At 64.1% G+C, this 19,239-nt stretch carries 20 protein-coding genes, 1 pseudogene and 1 riboswitch; of the genes and pseudogenes, 8 read left to right on the forward strand and 13 right to left on the reverse strand.

The window, feature by feature from the left end; genetic code table 11:
• Nucleotides 1–79 precede the first annotated feature (79 nt).
• From ABR948_RS07755 to cobD, 4 genes and pseudogenes are all read right to left on the reverse strand, one after another.
• Nucleotides 80–805, reverse strand: a complete 726-nt coding sequence (locus tag ABR948_RS07755; RefSeq protein ID WP_428115415.1) for an outer membrane protein — start codon at nucleotides 803–805, stop codon at nucleotides 80–82.
• On the reverse strand, nucleotides 802–1,020 hold the full coding sequence (locus ABR948_RS07760) for a hypothetical protein (RefSeq protein WP_428115418.1): 219 nt from the start codon (nucleotides 1,018–1,020) through the stop codon (nucleotides 802–804). Before ABR948_RS07760 ends, ABR948_RS07755 begins: the two co-directional genes overlap by 4 nt.
• A 241-nt stretch (nucleotides 1,021–1,261) precedes the next feature.
• Nucleotides 1,262–2,179: pseudogene (locus ABR948_RS07765) on the reverse strand (Bug family tripartite tricarboxylate transporter substrate binding protein).
• Nucleotides 2,180–2,424: 245 nt separating this feature from the next.
• Nucleotides 2,425–3,420 carry a threonine-phosphate decarboxylase CobD gene (cobD, locus tag ABR948_RS07770; protein WP_428115421.1) on the reverse strand — a complete coding sequence of 332 codons (996 nt, stop codon included), beginning with the start codon at nucleotides 3,418–3,420 and terminating at the stop codon, nucleotides 2,425–2,427.
• A gap of 60 nt (nucleotides 3,421–3,480) precedes the next feature.
• On the opposite strand from cobD, the gene ABR948_RS07775 reads away from it, so the two are divergent.
• Nucleotides 3,481–4,299: an ABC transporter substrate-binding protein gene (locus ABR948_RS07775; RefSeq protein ID WP_428115423.1), complete on the forward strand. Its 819-nt coding sequence runs from the start codon at nucleotides 3,481–3,483 to the stop codon at nucleotides 4,297–4,299.
• Nucleotide 4,300: 1 nt separating this feature from the next.
• Nucleotides 4,301–5,272: an adenosylcobinamide-phosphate synthase CbiB gene (gene cbiB, locus ABR948_RS07780; RefSeq protein WP_428115425.1), complete on the forward strand. Its 972-nt coding sequence runs from the start codon at nucleotides 4,301–4,303 to the stop codon at nucleotides 5,270–5,272.
• On the opposite strand, the gene ABR948_RS07785 is transcribed toward cbiB, so the two are convergent.
• Genes ABR948_RS07785 through ABR948_RS07810 form a run of 6 tightly spaced genes read right to left on the reverse strand, consistent with a single transcriptional unit; the run spans nucleotide 5,245 to nucleotide 13,078 of the window.
• Complete coding sequence (locus ABR948_RS07785; RefSeq protein ID WP_428115427.1) at nucleotides 5,245–6,726, reverse strand: cobyric acid synthase; 1,482 nt, start codon at nucleotides 6,724–6,726, stop codon at nucleotides 5,245–5,247. The genes cbiB and ABR948_RS07785 overlap by 28 nt on opposite strands.
• Nucleotides 6,726–7,358, reverse strand: a complete 633-nt coding sequence (gene cobO / locus ABR948_RS07790; RefSeq protein WP_428115430.1) for a cob(I)yrinic acid a,c-diamide adenosyltransferase — start codon at nucleotides 7,356–7,358, stop codon at nucleotides 6,726–6,728. The genes ABR948_RS07785 and cobO overlap by 1 nt, the downstream gene beginning before the upstream one ends.
• Complete coding sequence (cobN, locus tag ABR948_RS07795; protein WP_428115432.1) at nucleotides 7,355–11,032, reverse strand: cobaltochelatase subunit CobN; 3,678 nt, start codon at nucleotides 11,030–11,032, stop codon at nucleotides 7,355–7,357. Before cobN ends, cobO begins: the two co-directional genes overlap by 4 nt.
• Nucleotides 11,033–11,068: 36 nt before the next feature.
• Nucleotides 11,069–12,082, reverse strand: coding sequence for a cobalamin biosynthesis protein CobW (gene cobW / locus ABR948_RS07800; RefSeq protein WP_428115434.1), 1,014 nt, complete (start codon nucleotides 12,080–12,082; stop codon nucleotides 11,069–11,071).
• Between the two features lies 1 nt (nucleotide 12,083).
• Nucleotides 12,084–12,617 carry a bifunctional adenosylcobinamide kinase/adenosylcobinamide-phosphate guanylyltransferase gene (gene cobU, locus ABR948_RS07805; RefSeq protein WP_428115437.1) on the reverse strand — a complete coding sequence of 178 codons (534 nt, stop codon included), beginning with the start codon at nucleotides 12,615–12,617 and terminating at the stop codon, nucleotides 12,084–12,086.
• Nucleotides 12,614–13,078 (reverse strand): DUF1636 family protein, encoded by a 465-nt coding sequence (locus ABR948_RS07810; RefSeq protein ID WP_428115439.1) that lies wholly within the window; start codon nucleotides 13,076–13,078, stop codon nucleotides 12,614–12,616. Before ABR948_RS07810 ends, cobU begins: the two co-directional genes overlap by 4 nt.
• A gap of 113 nt (nucleotides 13,079–13,191) precedes the next feature.
• Nucleotides 13,192–13,399: riboswitch (cobalamin riboswitch) on the reverse strand.
• 88 nt (nucleotides 13,400–13,487) lie between these two features.
• Between ABR948_RS07810 and cobT the strand changes: the two genes are divergently transcribed.
• Together cobT and cobS are read left to right on the forward strand one after the other, a co-directional pair.
• Nucleotides 13,488–14,543, forward strand: coding sequence for a nicotinate-nucleotide--dimethylbenzimidazole phosphoribosyltransferase (gene cobT, locus ABR948_RS07815; protein WP_428115442.1), 1,056 nt, complete (start codon nucleotides 13,488–13,490; stop codon nucleotides 14,541–14,543).
• A gap of 1 nt (nucleotide 14,544) precedes the next feature.
• Entirely contained in the window at nucleotides 14,545–15,309 is a 765-nt protein-coding gene (cobS, locus tag ABR948_RS07820) for an adenosylcobinamide-GDP ribazoletransferase (protein WP_428115445.1), read from the forward strand.
• On the opposite strand, the gene ABR948_RS07825 is transcribed toward cobS, so the two are convergent.
• Nucleotides 15,299–15,814 carry a tyrosine phosphatase family protein gene (locus ABR948_RS07825; protein ID WP_428115447.1) on the reverse strand — a complete coding sequence of 172 codons (516 nt, stop codon included), beginning with the start codon at nucleotides 15,812–15,814 and terminating at the stop codon, nucleotides 15,299–15,301. The genes cobS and ABR948_RS07825 overlap by 11 nt on opposite strands.
• Before the next feature lie 181 nt (nucleotides 15,815–15,995).
• On the opposite strand from ABR948_RS07825, the gene ABR948_RS07830 reads away from it, so the two are divergent.
• The 3 genes from ABR948_RS07830 to ABR948_RS07840 are packed head-to-tail and all read left to right on the forward strand — an operon-like array spanning nucleotide 15,996 to nucleotide 17,083.
• Nucleotides 15,996–16,319 carry a type II toxin-antitoxin system Phd/YefM family antitoxin gene (locus ABR948_RS07830; RefSeq protein WP_428115450.1) on the forward strand — a complete coding sequence of 108 codons (324 nt, stop codon included), beginning with the start codon at nucleotides 15,996–15,998 and terminating at the stop codon, nucleotides 16,317–16,319.
• Nucleotides 16,316–16,756, forward strand: coding sequence for a type II toxin-antitoxin system VapC family toxin (locus ABR948_RS07835; RefSeq protein ID WP_428115453.1), 441 nt, complete (start codon nucleotides 16,316–16,318; stop codon nucleotides 16,754–16,756). The genes ABR948_RS07830 and ABR948_RS07835 overlap by 4 nt, the downstream gene beginning before the upstream one ends.
• 45 nt (nucleotides 16,757–16,801) lie before the next feature.
• The gene (locus tag ABR948_RS07840; protein ID WP_428115455.1) at nucleotides 16,802–17,083 is read left to right on the forward strand and encodes a hypothetical protein; all 282 of its coding nucleotides are present in this window, start codon (nucleotides 16,802–16,804) and stop codon (nucleotides 17,081–17,083) included.
• A 160-nt stretch (nucleotides 17,084–17,243) separates the two neighbouring features.
• Here the strand turns inward: ABR948_RS07840 and ABR948_RS07845 are convergent, their stop codons facing one another.
• Nucleotides 17,244–17,399 (reverse strand): hypothetical protein, encoded by a 156-nt coding sequence (locus tag ABR948_RS07845; protein ID WP_428115458.1) that lies wholly within the window; start codon nucleotides 17,397–17,399, stop codon nucleotides 17,244–17,246.
• A gap of 244 nt (nucleotides 17,400–17,643) precedes the next feature.
• Here ABR948_RS07845 and ABR948_RS07850 point away from each other — a divergent pair, with 244 nt between their 5' ends.
• Complete coding sequence (locus ABR948_RS07850; RefSeq protein WP_428115460.1) at nucleotides 17,644–18,003, forward strand: hypothetical protein; 360 nt, start codon at nucleotides 17,644–17,646, stop codon at nucleotides 18,001–18,003.
• A gap of 150 nt (nucleotides 18,004–18,153) precedes the next feature.
• On the opposite strand, the gene ABR948_RS07855 is transcribed toward ABR948_RS07850, so the two are convergent.
• A complete protein-coding gene (locus ABR948_RS07855) occupies nucleotides 18,154–18,921 on the reverse strand; it encodes a hypothetical protein (protein ID WP_428115462.1) in 768 nt (255 codons plus the stop codon).
• Between the last annotated feature and the right edge of the window lie 318 nt (nucleotides 18,922–19,239).

Genomic DNA, 19,239 nt, shown 5'->3' on the forward strand with positions numbered 1-19,239 from the left:
TCAACGCAAACAAAAACCCCGGCCAACAGGCCGGGGCTTTGAGAAGTTGGGGAAGAAGGCGTTGCTCGGTCCGCTTGACTTAGTAGCGGGCCACCACCGGGCCACCGAACTTGTAGTTGATGCGCGCGGTGAAAATATCGACGTTCTCGGTGATATGGTCGCCGGTGCCGGAGACAAAGATCACGTCGTTGTTGCCCATGAACAGGTGGTTATATTCGAAGCCGAGCGACCAGTTCGGGACCAAGGCATATTCGATGCCGACGCCAACCGAGGCGCCCCAGCGGGTTTCGTTCGCACCATCGACAAAGCCACCGCCCGGACCCGTGAAGACGGTGTACTTGTTATCCGTCATCGCGGCACCGCCCTTGACGTAAAGCAGCGCCCGGTCCCAGGCATAGCCGATCTGACCGGTGAACAAGGCAAATGAGTCGACCTTGGTTTGATTCAGAAGGCCGGTCTGGAGGCTGGTGTTGCTGCCGCTGAAATCAGCCCAGTTGCCCTGCGCTTCCAGGCCGAACACCAGGGATGACAGCTGCCAACGGTAGCCGATCTGGCCACCGACCGTCCCGCCCGTTGCCTTATGGCTGCCTTCGTCCCCGAAACCGTCCTCATTCCAGTCAAAGCTGCTGGTGGCGCCGCCGCCATTGATACCGACGTAGAAGCCGCTCCAGTCATAGGCAGCCTCGACGATCGCCGGCGCCTTCGAATAGCTCGCCGGTGCCCGAGCGGGAAGATCCGCGGCGGCGGCCGGTGTAATGGCGCCAACCGCGATCGTTGCGGCCGCGAGAACGATGAGTCGTTTCATGTCAGAATTCCCTGCTTGTCCTGCTTGTGAAGCCTGTGTTTGCCCCAAATCTCCGCGGCAACTCTTACCAGCGCCATCTCATATTGCTGTAGCTCGCCTGCAACATCTGCAGGAAAAAGATCATTAAAAAAATTTAAGAAATCCATGTATGCCAAGGGCTTATCGAAATACTTGGAAAAAAACTGCTGTCCGCCACCGGACCGAATGAGTTGCATCCAGCATGCCAACGCGCTGGAGCGTCACAGTCACGCCCTTTCAGGTCACCCCGACCCTGGCCCCGCTACCGAATCGGCTCGGAAGATCAATTGGTGCAGCGCGCATCAAAACGTCCGAAGTTCGGCGCGGAAGTGACGTCATCAGGCGACCGTCAAAAATGGCGCTAAAGACCGCCCCCAACCGGACATGAGCCCTGGCGGGATTCGCCGAAGGGAGCGTTGTGGAACGTCCATCCGCCGCTCACTCCGCCCTGATGTTGGCCGCCCGAATCACCTTGGCCCATTTTTGGGTGTCGTCAGCGATGAACCTGCCGAATTCGGCTGACGTCATCGGCATTGCGAAGGCTCCAAGGTCAACCATCTGCGCCTGCATCTTGGGATCGACGAGAGCGGCGTTGATCTCGTTGTTGAGCTTCCCAATGATCTCGGCGGGCGTATTCCTCGGTGCGCCGATGCCCTGCCAGCCGCTGGCCTCGTACCCCGGCACAAATTCGCCCACGGTCGGGATGTCCGGCAGCACCGCCGAACGCATCGCGGTGGTCACGGCAAGCAGGCGCAATTTCCCTGCTCTGACGTATTCAAGGGTCGAGGCCTATAGACCGAACATCACCTGGACCTGTCCGCTCATCAGGTCAATCAGGGCAGGCGCTGTGCCGCGATAGGGCACCGGAACCAGATCGACGCCGGCCATCGCCTTGAACAATTCGCCCCAGACCTGTGGCGCGCTGCCGACGCCGCTTGTCGCCATGTTGATCTTGCCGGGATTGGCCTTGGCATAGGCGATGAATTCCGGAACGGATTTGACCGGGAGCGATGGATTGACGGCCATCGCGCCTTGCGTGCGCGCAATGCTCGCAACGGGCGCGATGTCGCGGATGAAATCGAAATTGAGATGGTCGTAGAGTGTCGCATTGACGGCGTTCGCCGCCGAGGCGTGGAGCAGCGTCAGGCCATCGGGAGCCGCCCGGACAACGGCCTCGGTGGCTACGTTGCTCGCGGCCCCCGGTCGGTTCTCGATGACGAATGGCTGGCCGAGCCTTTCCGACAACCATTGAGCGATCAGGCGCGCGAAGATGTCGTTCGGGCCGCCAGCGGCAAAGCCGACGATCAAGTGAACCGGTCGCGTCGGATAGGTTTGCGCAGTTGCGACCCGCGACATGGCCGGGAGCGCGGCAGCACCTGCAGCCAGATGCAAGAACGTACGGCGGAAGTTTCATGGCGGACAGCCCCTTCCAGACCGATACTATTCGAATTTCAGCGCCCGTGACAGGAGCCGCGACTTCCGCTCGCGGCACATCGCGTCATTTCGCTGCGGTGCGGATTTGGTCGCACCCGAGGGCATGGCAGACATTGGCCAAGCCCGCAGCAATCGCGTTCGATTGATGCGTACGCGCCCTAAACCGATCAGGCTCCCGCTGAAGCCAGCGCGGCCGCGAAACGCTCGAGGGCGCGGTCATCAGGCGGCAGGCCGAAGCGCAGGAGATCGTCGGCCCACTCAAAACATCTACACCAGATATGCTGCGTCGCCAGCGAAGCGTGCACCTTGCCGGCATCGGCGCGACGCGCCAGCCGGAACAATCCGGTTCCGCCGGCAATCCTGAATCCGGCGTTTTCCAGTACGGCGTCGACCTTGCGCGCCTGCTGTTGAATCGCAAGACGCGTGCGCCCTACCCACTCCCGGTCGCGCAACGCGGCGGCGCCGATGACAACCGCCGGTCCGGAACAGGCCCAGGGACCGAGCGCCAGCGCAATGCGCCGCGCGATATCAGGCGATGCGATCGCAAAGCCCAATCGCAGCCCGGCGAGGCCGTAGAATTTTCCGAACGAACGCAGCACCACCACGGGCAGATCAACGCACAACTCCGCGACGCTGATGTCGGGCTCGATGTCGGCAAAGGCTTCATCGACCATCAGCCATCCGCCACGGCCCTGCAACTGTGCCGCCACGCGCGCCAGCATTGCGCGGGACATCACGCGCCCATTGGGATTATTGGGATTGACCACCACCGCATGGCGGGCCGCTTGCGGAAGATCGTCGAGATCGGCGCGCGCGATCACCTCATGACCGGCGATGCGCCACGCCAGTGCGTGCTCGTTATAAGTCGGCTCTACGATTGCGACCGCTCCCGCGCTCGCCAGTTGCGGCAGCCATTGAATCAGCGACTGGGTTCCCGCAGCCGCGACGATTTCGGCCCCGGCGGGTACCGCGTAGGCCTCGCGCGCCGCCGCGATCAGGGCTTCCTCGTCGGCGCGCGACGGCAGGCGCTGCCACGCCGCACCCGGCAAGTCCCTTGGAATCGGCCACGGCCAGGGGTTGACGCCGGTCGACAGGTCGAGCCACATTTGCGGCGACCCGCCATATCGCGCCATTGCTTCAGTCAGATCGCCACCGTGCTTCATCCGCGCTTCATGCCATCATCCGCGCCAAAGCGCGAGAGGTTACGACGCGCGCTCGGCGCGATGCTGATACTCGTCGCTAGCCTCAGTGTGCCCGCCGCCGCGGATGCCGCCGGCCTGCCGCGAATCGCATCGATCAATGTCTGCACCGACCAGCTGCTGATGGCGCTGGCCGACCCCGGGCAGATTGTAGGACTGAGCCCCTATGCGCGCGATCCGGCCCGCTCCTGGGACGCCGCCAAAGCCCGGCAATTTCCGCAATTGTCGGGCGCGGCCGAAGATGTGCTGGTGCTCGAGCCGGATACCGTGGTCGCCGGCCGCTTTACCAGATTGGCGACAAGGCAGCTTCTCAAGGACAAGGCCGTCCGCGTCGTCGAATTCGATGCCGCGCGATCCCTCGATGATGTGAAGAAAGCGATCCGCCTGATGGGCGATGTCGTCGGACATCCGGATCGCGCGTTAGCCGAAATTAGCCGGCTTGACGCCGCGATCGCGCATGCGCATCAAGTCGCGGCGCGAAAACCCTATCGCGTGCTGGCGGTGTCGCGGCGCGGCTGGGTGTCCGGCCGCGACAGCCTGACCAGTTCGCTGTTGGCCAATGCCGGCCTCGCCAACGCGGCCGGCGATCTCGGCATCAAAACCGGCGGGTTTGCTTCGCTCGAAACCATCGTCAACCTGAAACCGGATTTCATCCTGGTGTCGGAAGACAGCGGTTTCGCCGAAGACGAAGGCAGCGCCTTCCTGCTGCATCCGGCGCTGGAGCGGTTTTATCCGGCGTCGAAACGCATCGTGATTCCGGAACGGCTCACGGTCTGCGGCGGACCGATGCTGGCGCAAGCGCTGGAGCGGCTGGCTTCCGAGCTTGAGCGCGTGGACCGCTAGGGTGCTGATATCTGGCAGCGGGCTTTTTATCGTGATCACGGCGCTGGCGTTCGACGCGCTGATCGGCGACCCCGACTGGCTGTGGCGGCGGCTGGGCCACCCGGTAGCGCTGATCGGCACCCTGATCGACACGCTCGATGTCAGATTCAACAAGGACGGCCAATCGCCCCAACAACGCCGATCCGCCGGGATCGCGAGCACGGCTGTCCTGGTCGTTATCGCGGGCGCCGTGGGCGTTCTGCTTCAGGCCATCGCGCAGCAACTGCCGATGGGAAATATCATCACAGCCCTGATCGCCTCCATCTTCATCGCCCAGCGCAGCCTCTACCAGCATGTCGACTGGGTACGCTCGGCGTTCGCCGATGGCGGTCTCGCGGAGGCACGGGACGCCGTCGCCTTGATCGTCGGGCGCGACCCCGAACAACTCGATGAAGCCGGGGTGTGCCGGGCCGCGATCGAATCCTGCGCCGAGAATTTTTCCGATGGCGTGGTGGCGCCGGTGTTCTGGCTGGCGCTGCTGGGGCTGCCCGGATTGATCGCCTACAAGGCCATCAACACCGCCGACTCCATGATCGGGCATCGCAGCGAGCGCTACGCATCATTTGGCTGGGCGGCGGCACGGCTCGACGATCTCGTCAATCTGGTCCCAGCGCGATTGTCGGCGCTGTTGCTGGCGGTCGCGGCGCCGATCGCGGGCGGCTCGGTCGGCACATCGTTCAACGTTGTGAGACGCGACGCTTCCAAACATCGCTCGCCGAATGCCGGCTGGCCGGAAAGCGCTGTCGCGGGCGCACTCGGACTGGCACTCGCGGGCCCGCGCCGCTACGGCGAACAGGTGGTCGACGATCCTTTCCTGAACGCGGAAGCAACCCGGCCGGCCGTGCCCGACGATATCGGCCGCGCGCTCGATCTCTACACCGCGGCCTGCGTGATCGAAGCGGCCGGCTACGCCGCGCTGGCATTGGTGGTCTGACGGCTGCGCGCGATGCCCAATATGGCCTCGATATCCAGATGCGCTTCGAGATGATCGGCCAACGCATCGAGCGCGGATTCGATCTGCACTTCATAGGCGAGCGTTGAGGCAATGCCGAGATGGGCCAGCCACGCCTTGCGAAAGGCGTCGCCGGTGAACAGCCCGTGCACATAAGTGCCCTGCACCCGGCCGTCCACCGTGCCGGCGCCATCGGGGCGCCCGTCGATCGTCACGACAGGTCTCGCGCAATCGCGGCCCTCGCTGCGGCCCAGATGGATTTCATAGCCCTCGATCGCCGTGCCCGTTGCGGAATGAATGCCCCGCACCAGCCGGGTGGATTTATCCGCACTCATGACAGTGGCGATATCCAGTAACCCCAGTCCATCCACCGTGGCGGCCGGTCCCTCGATGCCGTCGGGGTCGGCAATGGTCTGCCCCAGCATCTGATAGCCGCCGCACAGGCCGAGCACATGACCCCCACGCCTGACATGCGCCTTGATGTCGATGTCCCAGCCCTGCGCCCGCAGAAAAGCCAGATCGCCGATGGTGGATTTGCTGCCCGGCAGGATCACGACGTCGGCATTGCCCGGTATAGCTTCGCCCGGCCGCACGAACACCAGTCTGACGCCGGGCTCCATGCCCAGCGGATCCAGATCGTCGAAATTGGCGATGCGCGCGAGAACCAATACCGCGATCACGCGGGACGACATTGATGGATGGGCGCGATCGAGATCGACGGCGTCCTCCGCCGGCAGCCATGCCGTTTGCGGCAACCACGGCACCACGCCGAGCGATGGCCAGCCGGTCAACCGCGTCACCGCCGTGAGACCCTGGTCGAACAGTCTGACATCGCCGCGAAACTTGTTGATGACAAAACCACGAATCCGCGCGCGCTCGTCCGGCTCCAGCACCAGATGCGTCCCGGCCAGGCTGGCGATGACGCCGCCGCGATCGATATCGCCGGCCAGCACCACCGGCACATCGGCGGCGGCGGCGAATCCCATATTGGCGATATCGCCGGCGCGCAGATTGATTTCGGCGGGACTGCCCGCACCTTCGACCAATACGATATCGGCCTCGCGCGCGAGCCGCGCAAAACTATCCAGCACCGCCGGCAGCAGCGCCGCCTTCTTGTCGAGATAGTTCTTCGCGCGCAGATTTCCCCAGCGCTGGCCCTGCACGATGATCTGCGACCCGCTGTCGGTTTCCGGCTTCAGCAGCACCGGATTCATGTGCACGCTCGGTATCATTCGCGCCGCGCGCGCCTGCACCGCCTGGGCGCGGCCGATCTCGCCGCCCTCGATTGCGACCGCCGCATTGTTTGACATGTTCTGCGGCTTGAACGGAGCCACTTTTAATCCCCGCCGCACCAGCGCGCGCGCCAGACCCGCGACCAGGGTCGATTTGCCGGCATTGGAGCCGGTGGCCTGGATCATCAGCGCCGGCGTCGTCATCAGAACTCGACGCCTTTCTGGGCCTTCACGCCCTGGCGGAACGGATGCTTTATCAATGTCATTTCGGTGACGAGATCGGCCATCTCGATCAAAGACGCATGCGCGTTGCGGCCGGTGATGACGACATGCTTGTCGGCCGGCTTCTCGTCGCGCAGAAAATTCACGACATCCTCGATCGGGAGATATTCGTAGCGCAGCACGATGTTGAGCTCGTCCAAAAGCACCATGCGATGCCGGTCGTCGCGGATGAGTTCCTTGGCGCGCTCCCAGCCCGCGGTGGCCGCAGCGATATCGCGGGCGCGGTCTTGGGTTTCCCAGGTAAAGCCCTCGCCCATGATGTGCAGCGTCACGAGCTCAGGAAATTTCGCCAGCACCCTCGCCTCGCCGGTGTCCCATGCCGGCGACTTGGTGAATTGCACGACGGCAACAGGATAGCCGTGGCCGATATGACGAAACACCATGCCGAGCGCGGCGGAGGTCTTGCCCTTGCCGGTACCCGTGTGGACGATCAGCAAGCCCTTCTCGCCAACTTTGGTGGCCATGATCTTGTCGCGCGCGGCCTTGTGCTTGCGCGCCTTTTCCTTGTGGCGGGCATTTTCCGCGTCGTCGTCTTGGGTTGAAGACCCGCTCATGCGATTTCCCTTTGGGTGTCCGGCAGGAGTTCAGCGATCAGATAGGCAGCCCGGTTGGAACGCGGCGTCCACAATCCACGCCGGATCGCCTCGGAAAACCGCGCGGCGGTTTCACGCAACGCTGCAGGGTTGGCCATTGCCATGAAATCCCGCACCCGCTCGTCTTCGAGATAGGAGGCGAACAGCTGATCGAAATGATGGTTTGCGACCGCATCGGTGCTGGCGGCGAACCCGAAGAGATAATCGACCGTGGCGGCGATCTCGAACGCGCCTTTATAGCCGTGACGCATGACGCCGGCGATCCATTTCGGGTTCGCAGCCCGGCCGCGCACCACGCGCGAGATTTCGTGCGCTAGCGGGCGTGACAGCGGCGCCTCCGGCCGCGAGGTGTCGACATGGGCGATGCGCGGCGCCTTGCCGCGCAGGCTCTGTATGGTGGACGCGAGGCCGCCCATGAACTGATAGTAATCGTCAGAGTCCAGAATATCGTGCTCGCGGTTGTCCTGGCTGTGGGCGACGAGATCGATGGTGGCGAGCCGCTCGGCGAAATCGCCGCGCGCCGCTTCGCCCTCGACACCGCCGCCATAGGCATAGCCGCCCCAGTCGAGATAGACGCCAGCTAAATCGCCGCGATCATCCCAATTTCCTTCGTCGATCAACCCACCGAGGCCAGCGCCATAGGCCCCCGGCTTCGAGCCGAACACGCGATGCGCGGCCTGGCGCTGCGCTTGTTCGCCGTTCACGCCATCGGCTTCAAGCGCCTTTCGTTTCGCCCTGACATTGGCGGCAATCGGATTGGCCTCATCGGGCTCGTCGAGTTCGGCGATGGCGCGGACCGCGCTGCCGATGATGTCCATCTGGATCGGGAACGCGTCGCGAAACAATCCGGAAACCCGGAACGTGACGTCGATTCGCGGCCGCTTCAATTCGGACAGCGGCGTGATCGCGAATCCCGTGACCCGGCCGGAGGTCTCCTCCCACAGCGGCCGCGCCCCGATCAGTGCCAGCGCTTGGGCTACATCGTCGCCGCCGGTGCGCATGTTGGCGGTGCCCCAGGCCGACAGCGCGATCGCGCGCGGCCATTCGCCGGCCTCCTGCCAATAGGCCTCGACCAGCCGCTCGGCCGCGAGGCTGCCTATGCGCCACGCCGACGGCGTCGGCACCGCGCGGACATCGACTGCGAAGAAATTCCTGCCCGTCGGCAGCACATCCGGCCGGCCGCGGGTCGGCGCGCCGGACGGACCGGGCCGTACGAACCGGCCGTCGAGCCCCCGCAGCAACGCCGCCATCTCGGCCTCGCCGCAGGCATCGATCGCCGGACGCAGCTTTGCATTAATCCAGTCGAGCACGGCTTTGGTGCGCTCCCACGCAGCGTCGCAGGGTTGAACGCCCGACACCAACAGAAGCGCGAGCCCTTCGATCCGCTCCACCGTATCGCCCGAGGTACGCCAAACCGCCGCGCTGAGCTCCGACAGAACTTTGGGACGAGGCCCTTCATAGTGATCGGCGAGGTCGCGCGTTAGCGGATCGAAATCGCCCAACCCCAGATCCAGCGCCAGCGCACGATGCAGCGAGGCGTCCTGCGGCATGCTGTCGGAGCGCGGCAGCCGCGCGATCGAGACCAGCAGGTCATTGCGCTTTGTATCCTGCGGCGTGCGCCCGAACACATGCAGGCCGTCGCGGATCTGCATTTCCTTGAGATCGCACAGATGCGCATCGAGCGCGCGCAAGGCATCATTGGTCGGGGTGTCGCGCGTCACATTGACATCGGCATCGAGCCGCTGCGCGCGGGCGAGCGATAAGATGTCTTCGGCAATCACGGCGGCGCGCTTGGGATCGAGATCGGCGGCCAGCGCGTATTCGTCGACCAGCGTTTCCAGCCGCGCCAGATCGTCATGCAATTCGGCGCGGGCCATCGGCGGCGTCAGATGATCGATGATGACCGCAGACGCGCGGCGCTTGGCCTGAATGCCTTCGCCGGGATCGTTGACGATGAAGGGATAGAGATGCGGCAGCGCCCCCAGCACCGCGCCGGGCAGGCAATTTGCCGACAGACCCGTGCTCTTGCCCGGCAGCCATTCGAGATTGCCGTGCTTGCCGAGATGCACGATCGCGTGGGTGTCGAACTGGCGTCTGATCCACAGATAAAACGCCAGATAATAATGCGGCGGCACCAGATCGGGATCGTGATAGGTCGATTTGGGATCGATGTTATAGCCGCGCGCGGGTTGCACGCCGACCACGATAGTGCCCATGCGATGCAGGCCGAGCCGAAAGCGGCCGTTCACGACATGCGGGTCCTGCGCCGGGCGTCCCCAGCGCGCTTCGACGGCGCGTTGCACGCTCTCAGGCAATTGCGCGAAGGCGGATTCATACTCGGCCAAATGCCATGACACCCCGCCCGGCCCAGCCTGCAAAAGCTGCATCATCGATGCGGCATCGTCAGGCCTGTTCTCAACGCCGTAGCCCGCGCCGCGCATCGCGCCGAGCACCTCAACCAGGCTCTGCGGCGTGTCGAGGCCGACGCCGTTGCCGAGGCGGCCGTCGCGGCCTGGATAATTGGCCAGCACGACGGCGACACGCCGCTGAGAGTTCGGCGTGCGCCGCAGCCGCACCCAGGCCCGCGCCAGATCGGCGGTCGCGGCGACACGATCATCGATCGGCTGGAACGTGGTCGGCGCAAAGCCGGTGTCGGACTCGCCGCGTTCCTTGAAGGCGATGGCGTGGGCGAAGATGCGCCCGTCGACTTCCGGCAGCACCACATGCATCGCCAGATCGCGCGGCGCGAGACCGCGGGTCGAGCTTTCCCAGCTCGCCCGCGAAATGCCGGCCTGCGCTACCTGCAGGATCGGACAGCCCGATGCCGAGAGAACGCCGGCCTCGTCATGCGCGGTCGCGGTGGCGAAAGCTGTCGCGTTGACGATGATATCGGGCGGATAGGCCGCCAGCGCCGCGCGCAGGAACGCCGCCGAGCGCTCGTCCTTGAGGCTGGTGACATAGAGACAGACAGCGTTAAGCCCGCGCGCATCCAGCGCCGTGCGCAGCGCATCGATCCCTGCGGTGTCGCCGCCCGCGACCAGCGCGCGGTAGAAAATCACGATCGCGTTCGGGCGGCCGTCGATGGCAGGCTCGCCGCGCCAGAATCCGGCCGACGGCATCGGCCGCGCCGGCGGCGGCAAGTCGCCCCGGCCGATCAGATGCGCGGCGAAGCGCAGCGCCAGTTGCGCATTCTCGACGCCGCCCTCGGTGCAGTAGCGCCACAGCGCGTGGGTATCGCCGGCGCTCACAGTGCCGCGCGCGGCGAGCTTTGCGTCCCAGCTCAGCTCGCCGGGAATGCAGGCCAAGTGCGCGCCACGGCGCAGCGCGTCGCGGCGCAGGCTCTCGACGCCATGCGGCCAGTAGCTTTCGCCGCCGAGCATGCGCAGCACGATGATCTTCGCATCGCGCAGCGTGCGCTCGACATAGAGATCGACCGACGCGGGATGACCGAGCGCCAAGAGATTGGTCAGCCGCACGCTCGGGGAATCATTCGGCAATGTCGCATGGGCGGCGCCGAACGCGGCGAGGTCGCTGTCAGCGGCCGACAGCACGACGATATCGGCGGACGCCTGCCCGAGATCGCGGGCGACGTCGCCGTCGTCGATACTGCCGCTGCTGTCGAGCTTCAGATGCATGCGTGTTTCAAATCGTTATGCTTGCCGTTGCCGTTGCTATCCCGCCAGCGCGCGGCGGACCGCGTCGCCGTCGAAACCCTTGAGCCCGATCACCACGAGATGCTCGGCCTGCTTCACGTCGGGCCGGGCGAATGACAGCTCGACCCGGTTGCCGACCGCCTGCACCACGATCGGCGCTACCTTGTCGCTGATCCGGGCATGGCCCTTGACCCGCAGCACGCCGGTCAGGTTCAACGCATCGCTGACGCGCAGGCGCATCGCGTCGACGCTACCGGCGGGCGACGGCGTCACCACGATGCTGTCGAAATCGTCGTGATCGTGCTCCTCTTCCTCGCCGTGATGGCCCACGCGCGCGGCCATGTCGTCTTCCGCCGCCGAGTTGAGACCGATCAGCACCGCCGGCAACAGCGCGCCGTGCGAGCGCACCATGCGCACGCCCGGCCGCAATACCGCGGCGAGGCGGGTTTCGATCGCGGCCAGCGCGTCGGACGAGACCAGATCGCTCTTCGAGAGCACCACTAAGTCAGCGCAGGCCAGTTGGTCTTCGAACACTTCCTCGATCGGATCGTCGTGATCGATGGAATCGTCGGCCGCGCGCTGGGCGGCGACCGCGCCTTCGTCCAAAGTGACCCGGCCCTCCGACAGCGCCAGCGCGTCCACCACGGTAACGACGCCGTCGACGGTGGCGCGGGTGCGCACGGCAGGCCACGCGAACGCTTTCAGCAGCGGCTGCGGCAGCGCCAGGCCTGAAGTTTCAATGACGATGGCGTCGAGCGGCCGGTCCCGCGACAGCAATTTATCCATGGTTGGAATGAAATCGTCGGCCACGGTGCAGCAGATGCAGCCGTTGGTGAGCTCGACGATATCGCCGGGCGCGCAGGTTTTTGCCGCGCATTCCTCCACCAGTCCACCGTCGAATCCGGCATCGCCGAATTCGTTGACGATCACGGCGATGCGGCGACCATCCGCCTGCGTCAGCAGCGAACGCAGCAGCGTGGTCTTGCCGGCGCCGAGGAAACCGGTGAGCACGGTAACGGGAACGCGGGACATGTCAGACCTCCTGATTGGATTTTTTAAGCCAGAGCGGAAGTCCGGCGGCGATGAACACAACATTGGGTACGCAGGCCGCGACGGCCTGATTGAGACGGCCCTGCGCGTCGCGAAACTGGCGGCCGAGCGGCGTGTCCGGCACGAGGCCAAGGCCGACCTCGTTCGAGACCAGCACCAGAGGATAGCTGGTGACGCCGAGAAACCGTGTCAGCCGGCGGACCTCAACATCGGGATCGCGCTCGGCCAACATGAGATTCGACAGCCACAACGTCAGGCAATCGACCAATACGGCGCGGCCATGATGCGGCTCGCGCGTCAGCGCATCGACCAGCGCCAGCGGCTCCTCGATGGTGATCCAGTCGTCGCCACGCTGCACGCGATGGCGCGCGATGCGAACCTGCATTTCGCCGTCACCCGCCGTCCCGGTGGCCAGATAGACCCGCGCCAGCCCGCTGTCGACGACCAGCCGCTCGGCGAAGGCGGATTTGCCGGATCGCGCGCCGCCGAGCACCAGCGTGGTTGCGAGCGCGGTCATTTTGGCGCCCGCCCGTCATCTGGCGACCAGCGCATCGGAGGCACTCGGGCCAGCATGCCCTTGCGCAACACTTCAGCGCGCTCGCGCCACGGCACCAGGCCGTAATCGGACTTTTGATAGGATTTGACGAACGACGCCAGCGCCGTCGTGCCGCTCTCGGTCTGCAGATCGCCGAATAAAAACGTGTAGCCGTCCGGGCTCGTCACCGCGACCGTCGCCGGGCGCTTGCAGACGCTGAGACACTGCACCGGTCGCACCACGACATGGGGGTCATCTTTCCCGAGCGCGGCCCGCACCGCCGCGAACATCTCGGGGCCGACCACCGTGCCGCCGTCGGCGGTCTTGCAGGTGGTGCAGACGCTGACGATGACGGGACTGTTCGGCAGACTTGCCGGCAGATTCGGCTGCGGCGATTCAGGCCTCGAATCGGAGGATGTTACGTCGGCGCTTGCGCGATCCATCACAGGCTCATGGTCAGGCCGCAAGCGGCCGCGAGCTTTGTTGGGTCGCGCTTTCGGGCTTATGACCCGCAAGCTCGCTCCCGTCCGGTGCACCCCGCCCCGACGACGCCTCCAAAGCACAGTTCGTGATGGCAGGTCTCCTGGCTCGCGGGTCGCTGCCGTCAGCCGCCTTCCCGGGAAATTCCCAGTGGCACCGGCGAGGGCTCGTCGCTTACAGTTGCGGGGGCAGCGCCGGCGTTGAGAGTTCTCAAGCTTGAGAACGCTCGCACCGGCTTCCCTTTTCACCTTCCACGTGGAAGGACCATCACGGACGACGCTAGCTGGCGCCTCCGCCGGGGTCAACCGTGCACCTGATGTGTTGACCTGAGTGCGGCTGTTGCGTCAGGTAGGCCCAGCGAAAGGGAACCCGATGTCATCCGGTTTGAACGAATTCTGGCAGCCGCCGGCCATTGCGCCGCTCGACCAAGCGCTGGCCGCGGCGATGCGCGGGCGCATCGACGGCAAGGCCAAGCCGTCAGGATCGCTGGGCCGGATCGAGGACCTGGCCGTGCAGCTCGGCATGATCCGGCATCCGGAGCCGCCCCGCGGCGACAAGGCCGTCTTGTTGGTGTTCGCCGCCGACCACGGGCTCACCGAGGAAGGCGTGTCGCAATATCCTTCCGCCGTCACGGTGGCGATGGTGATGACTTATCTCGCCGGCCGCGCCAGCGCCAATGCCTTCGCCGCCGCCAGCAATGTGGCGATCGCTGTCATCGATGCCGGCGTGGCGGCGGATCTGCCCGCGCATCCCAATCTGATCGCCGCGAAAATCCGCAAGGGCACCGCCAACGCCGCGCGCGAGCCGGCGATGACGCCGCGACAGGCCGCCGATGCGCTGGCGCGGGGCTTTGAGATCACAGTCGATCAGATTGCCGCCGGCGCCGACATCATCGCGCTCGGCGAAATGGGAATCGGTAATACCGCCTCCTCGGCGCTGCTGGCCCATCGCCTCGCGCCCGCGCCGCTTGCGGATTGCATCGGCGTCGGCGCTGGTCAGGACGACAAAGGCATGGCCCGCAAGCGCGCGGCGATCGAAAAAGCGGCAGCGCGCAGCAATGCCACCGAGCCGTTCGACGTGCTGGTGCAGTTCGGCGGCCTGGAAATCGCGATGATGGCCGGCGCAGTTCTGGGCGCGGCGTCGCAGCGCCGGCCGGTTATTATTGACGGATTCATTTCCAGCGCCGCCGCGCTGCTGGCGATCCGGCTGTATCCTGCGGCGCGGGATTATTGTATCTTCGCACATCGCTCCGCAGAGAAGGGCCACGACGTGCTGCTCGCTGCCCTCCACGCAAAGCCGCTGCTCGATCTCGGACTGCGGCTCGGCGAAGGCACCGGCGCGTTGCTCGCGGTGCCGCTGGTGCGCGCCGCGGCGCGACTCCTGACCGACGTCGCCGATCTCAGCGACGTGCTGGCCGGAAACATCTGACATGACCGGGAATGACGAGTTCATGAACGCGCTGCGGTTCATGACCATCGTTCCCGTGCCATCATCCGATACCGCGACCCCGACGGACTGGCTGTCGCGTTGCGCCAAATATTTTCCCGCGGTCGGCATTTGCATCGGTCTGGTATCGGCGGCGGTGCTGCTGCTGGCGGGCAATATCTGGGGTCCTGATATCGCCGCATTGCTCGCGGTGGCCGCGAGCATTGTCATCACCGGTGCACTGCACGAAGACGGCCTCGCCGACACCGCCGACGGCTTCGGCGGCGGCTGGAGCGTGGAGAAGCGGCTCGCGATCATGAAGGACTCCCGGATCGGTGCTTACGGCGCGCTGGCGCTGGCGTTTGGAGTGGCGCTGCGGGTAACAGCGCTGGCGGAGATGCCGCTATGGAGCGCGGCCGCGGCCTTGATCGCAGCCCATGCCGCAGCGCGGATCACGCCGGTCTTCGTGATGAATGCGCTGCCTTACGCCGGCGATACCGCGGCGATGAAGGTCAGCTATAGCGATGTGCCCGTCAGCTCCCATGAAATACGGTTCGCATTGGTTGTCGTCGTATTCGCGCTGGTGCCGCTCGCGTTCGTCTCGGTCCCGTCGGTCATTTCAGGGCTGCTGCTCGGCGCCGCCCTTGCGATTGCGATCGTGCTGTGGGCGCGCAAGCTGATCGATGGCTACACCGGCGACGTGCTCGGCGCGACCGAGCAAATGTTCGAGATCGGCTTCCTGCTCGGCGTTGCGGCGGTTATCCGATAGGCCATTGCAACGGCAACTCATACGGCTCGCCTTCACGCGCCTCGGCGCCACGGCCGATCGCATCGATCGCCTCGACCATGCGGCCATCGCGCTCCAGCAGATCATCCGTCAGCCGCACCATCAGCCGATTGGGCGTCGCGGAGGGCGAACGCCGGCGCAATTCGCTGGCGATGTCGCGCTCGAAGCCGGGATTGCGATCGCAGGCAATCGCAAACGCCGCCGCGCTGGAGCGGCTGATCCCGGCCCAGCAATGGATCAACAGCGTGCGTTGAGGTTGGGCATCGCGGCCGAACTCAAGCACCGCCCGCATCAAGTCGCGGTCCGGCGCGACCAGCCCAGGCATCGGCTCGACGATATCGTGAAACGCCAGCCGCAAATGCCGCTCGCACGCAAAACCGTTCCAGTCGGCCGGCGGATAATCCGGCGACAGCAGCGTCAGCAGGTCGTAGTTAGGAAGTCTTGCTGTGACGGCGCTGAGCGCGCTGAGCGAACTGACATGGATCATGGGAGCTATTACAGCGACCCTTGCGACGACGGCAATGCCACTGAAATTTGAAGTTAGGAACCCAGCCGGTAATACATTGATGTCGTGAGGATAATTCGAGGAGAGGACATTAAACCGGACATGCCGCTCTCCCAAACAGGATCGTTGAAACCAGCCCGCAATACATGATATACTGGTCAGTATGACCAGAATTTCAAAATCGTCGAAAACGAAGACAATACGGCCCCGCCGTCGCTCGCGCGATACCAAGCCGGGACAGTGGCGGTTGCAGGATGCAAAGGCCCGCTTCAGCGAATTGGTTCGCCGTGTTCACAGCGAAGGACCGCAGCGCGTCACAGTTCATGGACGCGATGAGGTCGTCATTATTTCGGCCGATGAGTTTCGTCGTCTCAAGGGTGATCTCACCGGCGAATCATTGATCGCCGCCATGCAGGCCTCTCCGCATCTTGATATCGACATCGAACCCGGGCGCACGCCGATGCCGGTGCGCGAGGTCGCTTTGTGACCGGGTGGCTGCTCGACACCAACATCCTCTCGGAACTGCGCCGCCCCAAGCCAGAACGCAACGTCCTCGCCTTCGTGGCAACTCAGCCGCTTGAACGGCTCTATGTGAGTTCAGTGACCTTCGCCGAAATCCGGTTCGGTATCGAACTCGTCGCAGACGCCAATCGCCGCGCCGCACTCAACGATTGGCTCGCACACAAGGTTCGACCGATGTTCGAAGCGCGCGTTCTCGCGATTACCGAAGACATTATGTTCAAGTGGCGCCTGCTGGTCGAGGACGGCCGCAAAGCCGGCCATACCTGCTCACAGCCGGATCTGATGATTGCAGCAACAGCGCAGCATCATGGGCTGACAGTCGTTTCGCGCGACGTCAGCGATTATCAAAAGGCGCACACACCGGTGTTCAATCCGTGGATCGATCCACCGCCAGCTATATAAAACCAGTTTAACTACGCGGCTCTATTAAGCGCCGGAGGAAAGACAATGCCCGCTCGGATCACTGTGAACTTAAACGGCAAGGGCGAATTTGAAATGTGGTTGAACCCTGAAGGCCGGGACATCTTGGTCAAGGAACTGCAAGGACTTTCCGAGACGAACGACCATTTCCACTTAGGGCCAAAAACCCTCGGCGAAGTAGAAGTCTCCAATCGTCCATATCGCTCCGACGACAAGCTTTTGATGCACGGGAAAGTCCTCTTTCGAACGGATTCTTGGGATGCTGAATTCTTTCCGCATGTTTTAGATCAACCAGTGCCTTCCAGATGAGAGAGGCCGCTAACCGAGGGCGATCACGCGCCTATCCGCCGAAGCTCAACCAGCGGAGGCGAAAGCGAACCCATCACTCAGCTTGCGCGGTGGTTTCGCGAAAGGCTCGACCCATCTGCAGGACCAGTTGCCGGCGCGCGTGAATGTGCGAGGCGCTGGTTCAATTGAAGGGCGGGATAACAATCCCTCGGACCGCGACGCGCGCGGTGTCGACGCCGCCTGGATCGGTCCTCGACGCATGCTCCAGGCCGCCCAGGATGATGGCTATGAAAACGAAAATTCCGACCCAGGTGCCGATGATACTCTTCGTGCCCATGTTCGTGGTCTCCTTTTGTCAGGGGATGTAGGTCAGAAACGGCCGATGATTAGTGTCCAAACGCGCAACGCTGCTTCCCGCCAGAATGAACAATCGCAAGGAAAAGCGGCGTTGCCGCCGGGGCGCCCCTCCGACCTCGCGCGGTGTTGATGCGATGTGAGAAAATGTTTTCTTTCAGCGGATCGATCGCTTCACCATTTCCATGGCGAACCCAGAACCCGTCGGTTCGCTTCGGAGAAATGACATGAAAAAGCTTTCGCTTTACGCAACGGCAACATGCTTCTTTGTTGCCCTGGCGAGTACCGCACACGCGCGATCGGCCTACGATGGCTCCTGGGACCTCGCCTTCGTGACGCAACGCGGCGCCTGCGATGCTGCCTACAACTTCACTGTCGATGTTTCCAACGGAATTGTGACGCATCCAAACCTCGTGAGGTTCAGGGGATACGTCGCGAAATCAGGAGTAGTTCACGCTTCAGTGACCGTTCAGGATAAATACGCCTCAGGCTCGGGCAGACTCTCCAGCACCGCTGGCCGCGGGACATGGAGCGGCTACGCAGGAAAGGCGCGATGCTCGGGCTACTGGACCGCGCAACGAAATTAACATCTTCACAAAGCGAAACACCCGAGACTCAGACCGAGAATGGATCCAGCGATCTCGTCCGCCGAAGCCGAGCGAGCGAAGGCGGAAGCGAACTCCATCAATCGGAGCCTGCGCAGGTGATAGGTTTCGCGAAGGGCTCCGCCCATCGGGCTACTGCGCGAGCGCCAGAAGTCCGCTGGCGAAAGCGTGCCAGGGATGCGACGCGCTGATCGGCACATTGAGCAGGTTGAGCAGCAGCAGCGCCGAACCGCCGATCGCATAGACGGCGTGAGGGCGCCCGCGGGTGCGCCAATCGAACACCATGGCGGCCACGACAAGCAGATAGGCCACGACGGCCGGAGGGATCGCCGCAGCGACCGGCGGCGGACCGACCGCACCGGGAGGTGCCAGAAACGTCAAAAACCAGCGCGCAATCGGGGCGTCCAGAATCGAGATCGCGGCAAGCAGCATCAATCGCTTGTGAAGTTCGGGCTGGCGTACGTTGGCGATAGCAAGGGTAAAGACGACGGCGAAGAACGCGATGGTGCTCAGGGGAACGATGACAAAGGCAATTGCTTCGTCCCGCATCCCGATCGCCGCGGCTTCCTTCAGCCCGTTGATGGCAACCAGTGTACCAAAAATCGTCATCGCCGTCGCGAACGACACGCCGATCAGACCGACCGAGCGGTGCCGGGCGATGCGTCCCGACGACGCCAGCCAGGTCTGAAGCACGAGGAATACCGACCAGCCAAAAAACACCGCGCCATGGACGTGAACGATCGGGTTCACTTTCAGCGTCCCCGCCTTCATCGGCAGCCAATAGGTCGGAACGAAGCTGACGAAGGCGACAGCGGCGCAGCACAGCGACATATAGAAATAGAACTGTGTCGCGCCCGTCCGCGCCGCCATGCGCGAAGGCGCGGCCGTCATGGTCGTCATCGCTTCATTCCATCTTCACGCATCCGTGCATTTGAACACCACGGCCTGACCTGATGCAAGCCACGTCCGGGAGGGTCAGGGTCGGCGTCCAACTCGCTCCTCCGCCAAGGATCTCCGCAAACAACGGCCCGTAATGCCGGGCTAGACGTTAGATCGTCATTGCGAGCGGAGCGAAGCAATCCATTTTGCCGCGCAACGAAAGAATGGATTGCATCGTCGCGGAGCCTGTCATCGGGCGCGCATTCGCGCGACCCGTTGGCTCCCTTGCGCAAACGCTTCGCGTTTGTCGCAGGCAATGACGGAATTGGCTGTTTGACC

Origin of the sequence: Bradyrhizobium sp. (genome assembly GCF_050014615.1) — a bacterium.
Taxonomy (GTDB): domain Bacteria; phylum Pseudomonadota; class Alphaproteobacteria; order Rhizobiales; family Xanthobacteraceae; genus Bradyrhizobium.

Coding starts and splice junctions, on each gene's coding strand:
- ABR948_RS07855 (WP_428115462.1), bottom strand. CDS start 18,921: ATGACGACCATGACGGCCGCGCCTTCGCGCATGGCGGCGCGGACGGGC.
- ABR948_RS07775 (WP_428115423.1), top strand. CDS start 3,481: ATGCTGATACTCGTCGCTAGCCTCAGTGTGCCCGCCGCCGCGGATGCC.
- ABR948_RS07850 (WP_428115460.1), top strand. CDS start 17,644: ATGAAAAAGCTTTCGCTTTACGCAACGGCAACATGCTTCTTTGTTGCC.
- cobW (WP_428115434.1), bottom strand. CDS start 12,082: ATGTCCCGCGTTCCCGTTACCGTGCTCACCGGTTTCCTCGGCGCCGGC.
- ABR948_RS07785 (WP_428115427.1), bottom strand. CDS start 6,726: ATGACGACGCCGGCGCTGATGATCCAGGCCACCGGCTCCAATGCCGGC.
- ABR948_RS07830 (WP_428115450.1), top strand. CDS start 15,996: ATGACCAGAATTTCAAAATCGTCGAAAACGAAGACAATACGGCCCCGC.
- cobD (WP_428115421.1), bottom strand. CDS start 3,420: ATGAAGCACGGTGGCGATCTGACTGAAGCAATGGCGCGATATGGCGGG.
- cobN (WP_428115432.1), bottom strand. CDS start 11,032: ATGCATCTGAAGCTCGACAGCAGCGGCAGTATCGACGACGGCGACGTC.
- ABR948_RS07840 (WP_428115455.1), top strand. CDS start 16,802: ATGCCCGCTCGGATCACTGTGAACTTAAACGGCAAGGGCGAATTTGAA.
- cobT (WP_428115442.1), top strand. CDS start 13,488: ATGTCATCCGGTTTGAACGAATTCTGGCAGCCGCCGGCCATTGCGCCG.
- cobU (WP_428115437.1), bottom strand. CDS start 12,617: ATGACCGCGCTCGCAACCACGCTGGTGCTCGGCGGCGCGCGATCCGGC.
- ABR948_RS07810 (WP_428115439.1), bottom strand. CDS start 13,078: ATGGATCGCGCAAGCGCCGACGTAACATCCTCCGATTCGAGGCCTGAA.
- cobO (WP_428115430.1), bottom strand. CDS start 7,358: ATGAGCGGGTCTTCAACCCAAGACGACGACGCGGAAAATGCCCGCCAC.
- ABR948_RS07755 (WP_428115415.1), bottom strand. CDS start 805: ATGAAACGACTCATCGTTCTCGCGGCCGCAACGATCGCGGTTGGCGCC.
- ABR948_RS07825 (WP_428115447.1), bottom strand. CDS start 15,814: ATGATCCATGTCAGTTCGCTCAGCGCGCTCAGCGCCGTCACAGCAAGA.
- ABR948_RS07845 (WP_428115458.1), bottom strand. CDS start 17,399: ATGGGCACGAAGAGTATCATCGGCACCTGGGTCGGAATTTTCGTTTTC.
- ABR948_RS07760 (WP_428115418.1), bottom strand. CDS start 1,020: ATGCAACTCATTCGGTCCGGTGGCGGACAGCAGTTTTTTTCCAAGTAT.
- cobS (WP_428115445.1), top strand. CDS start 14,545: ATGACCGGGAATGACGAGTTCATGAACGCGCTGCGGTTCATGACCATC.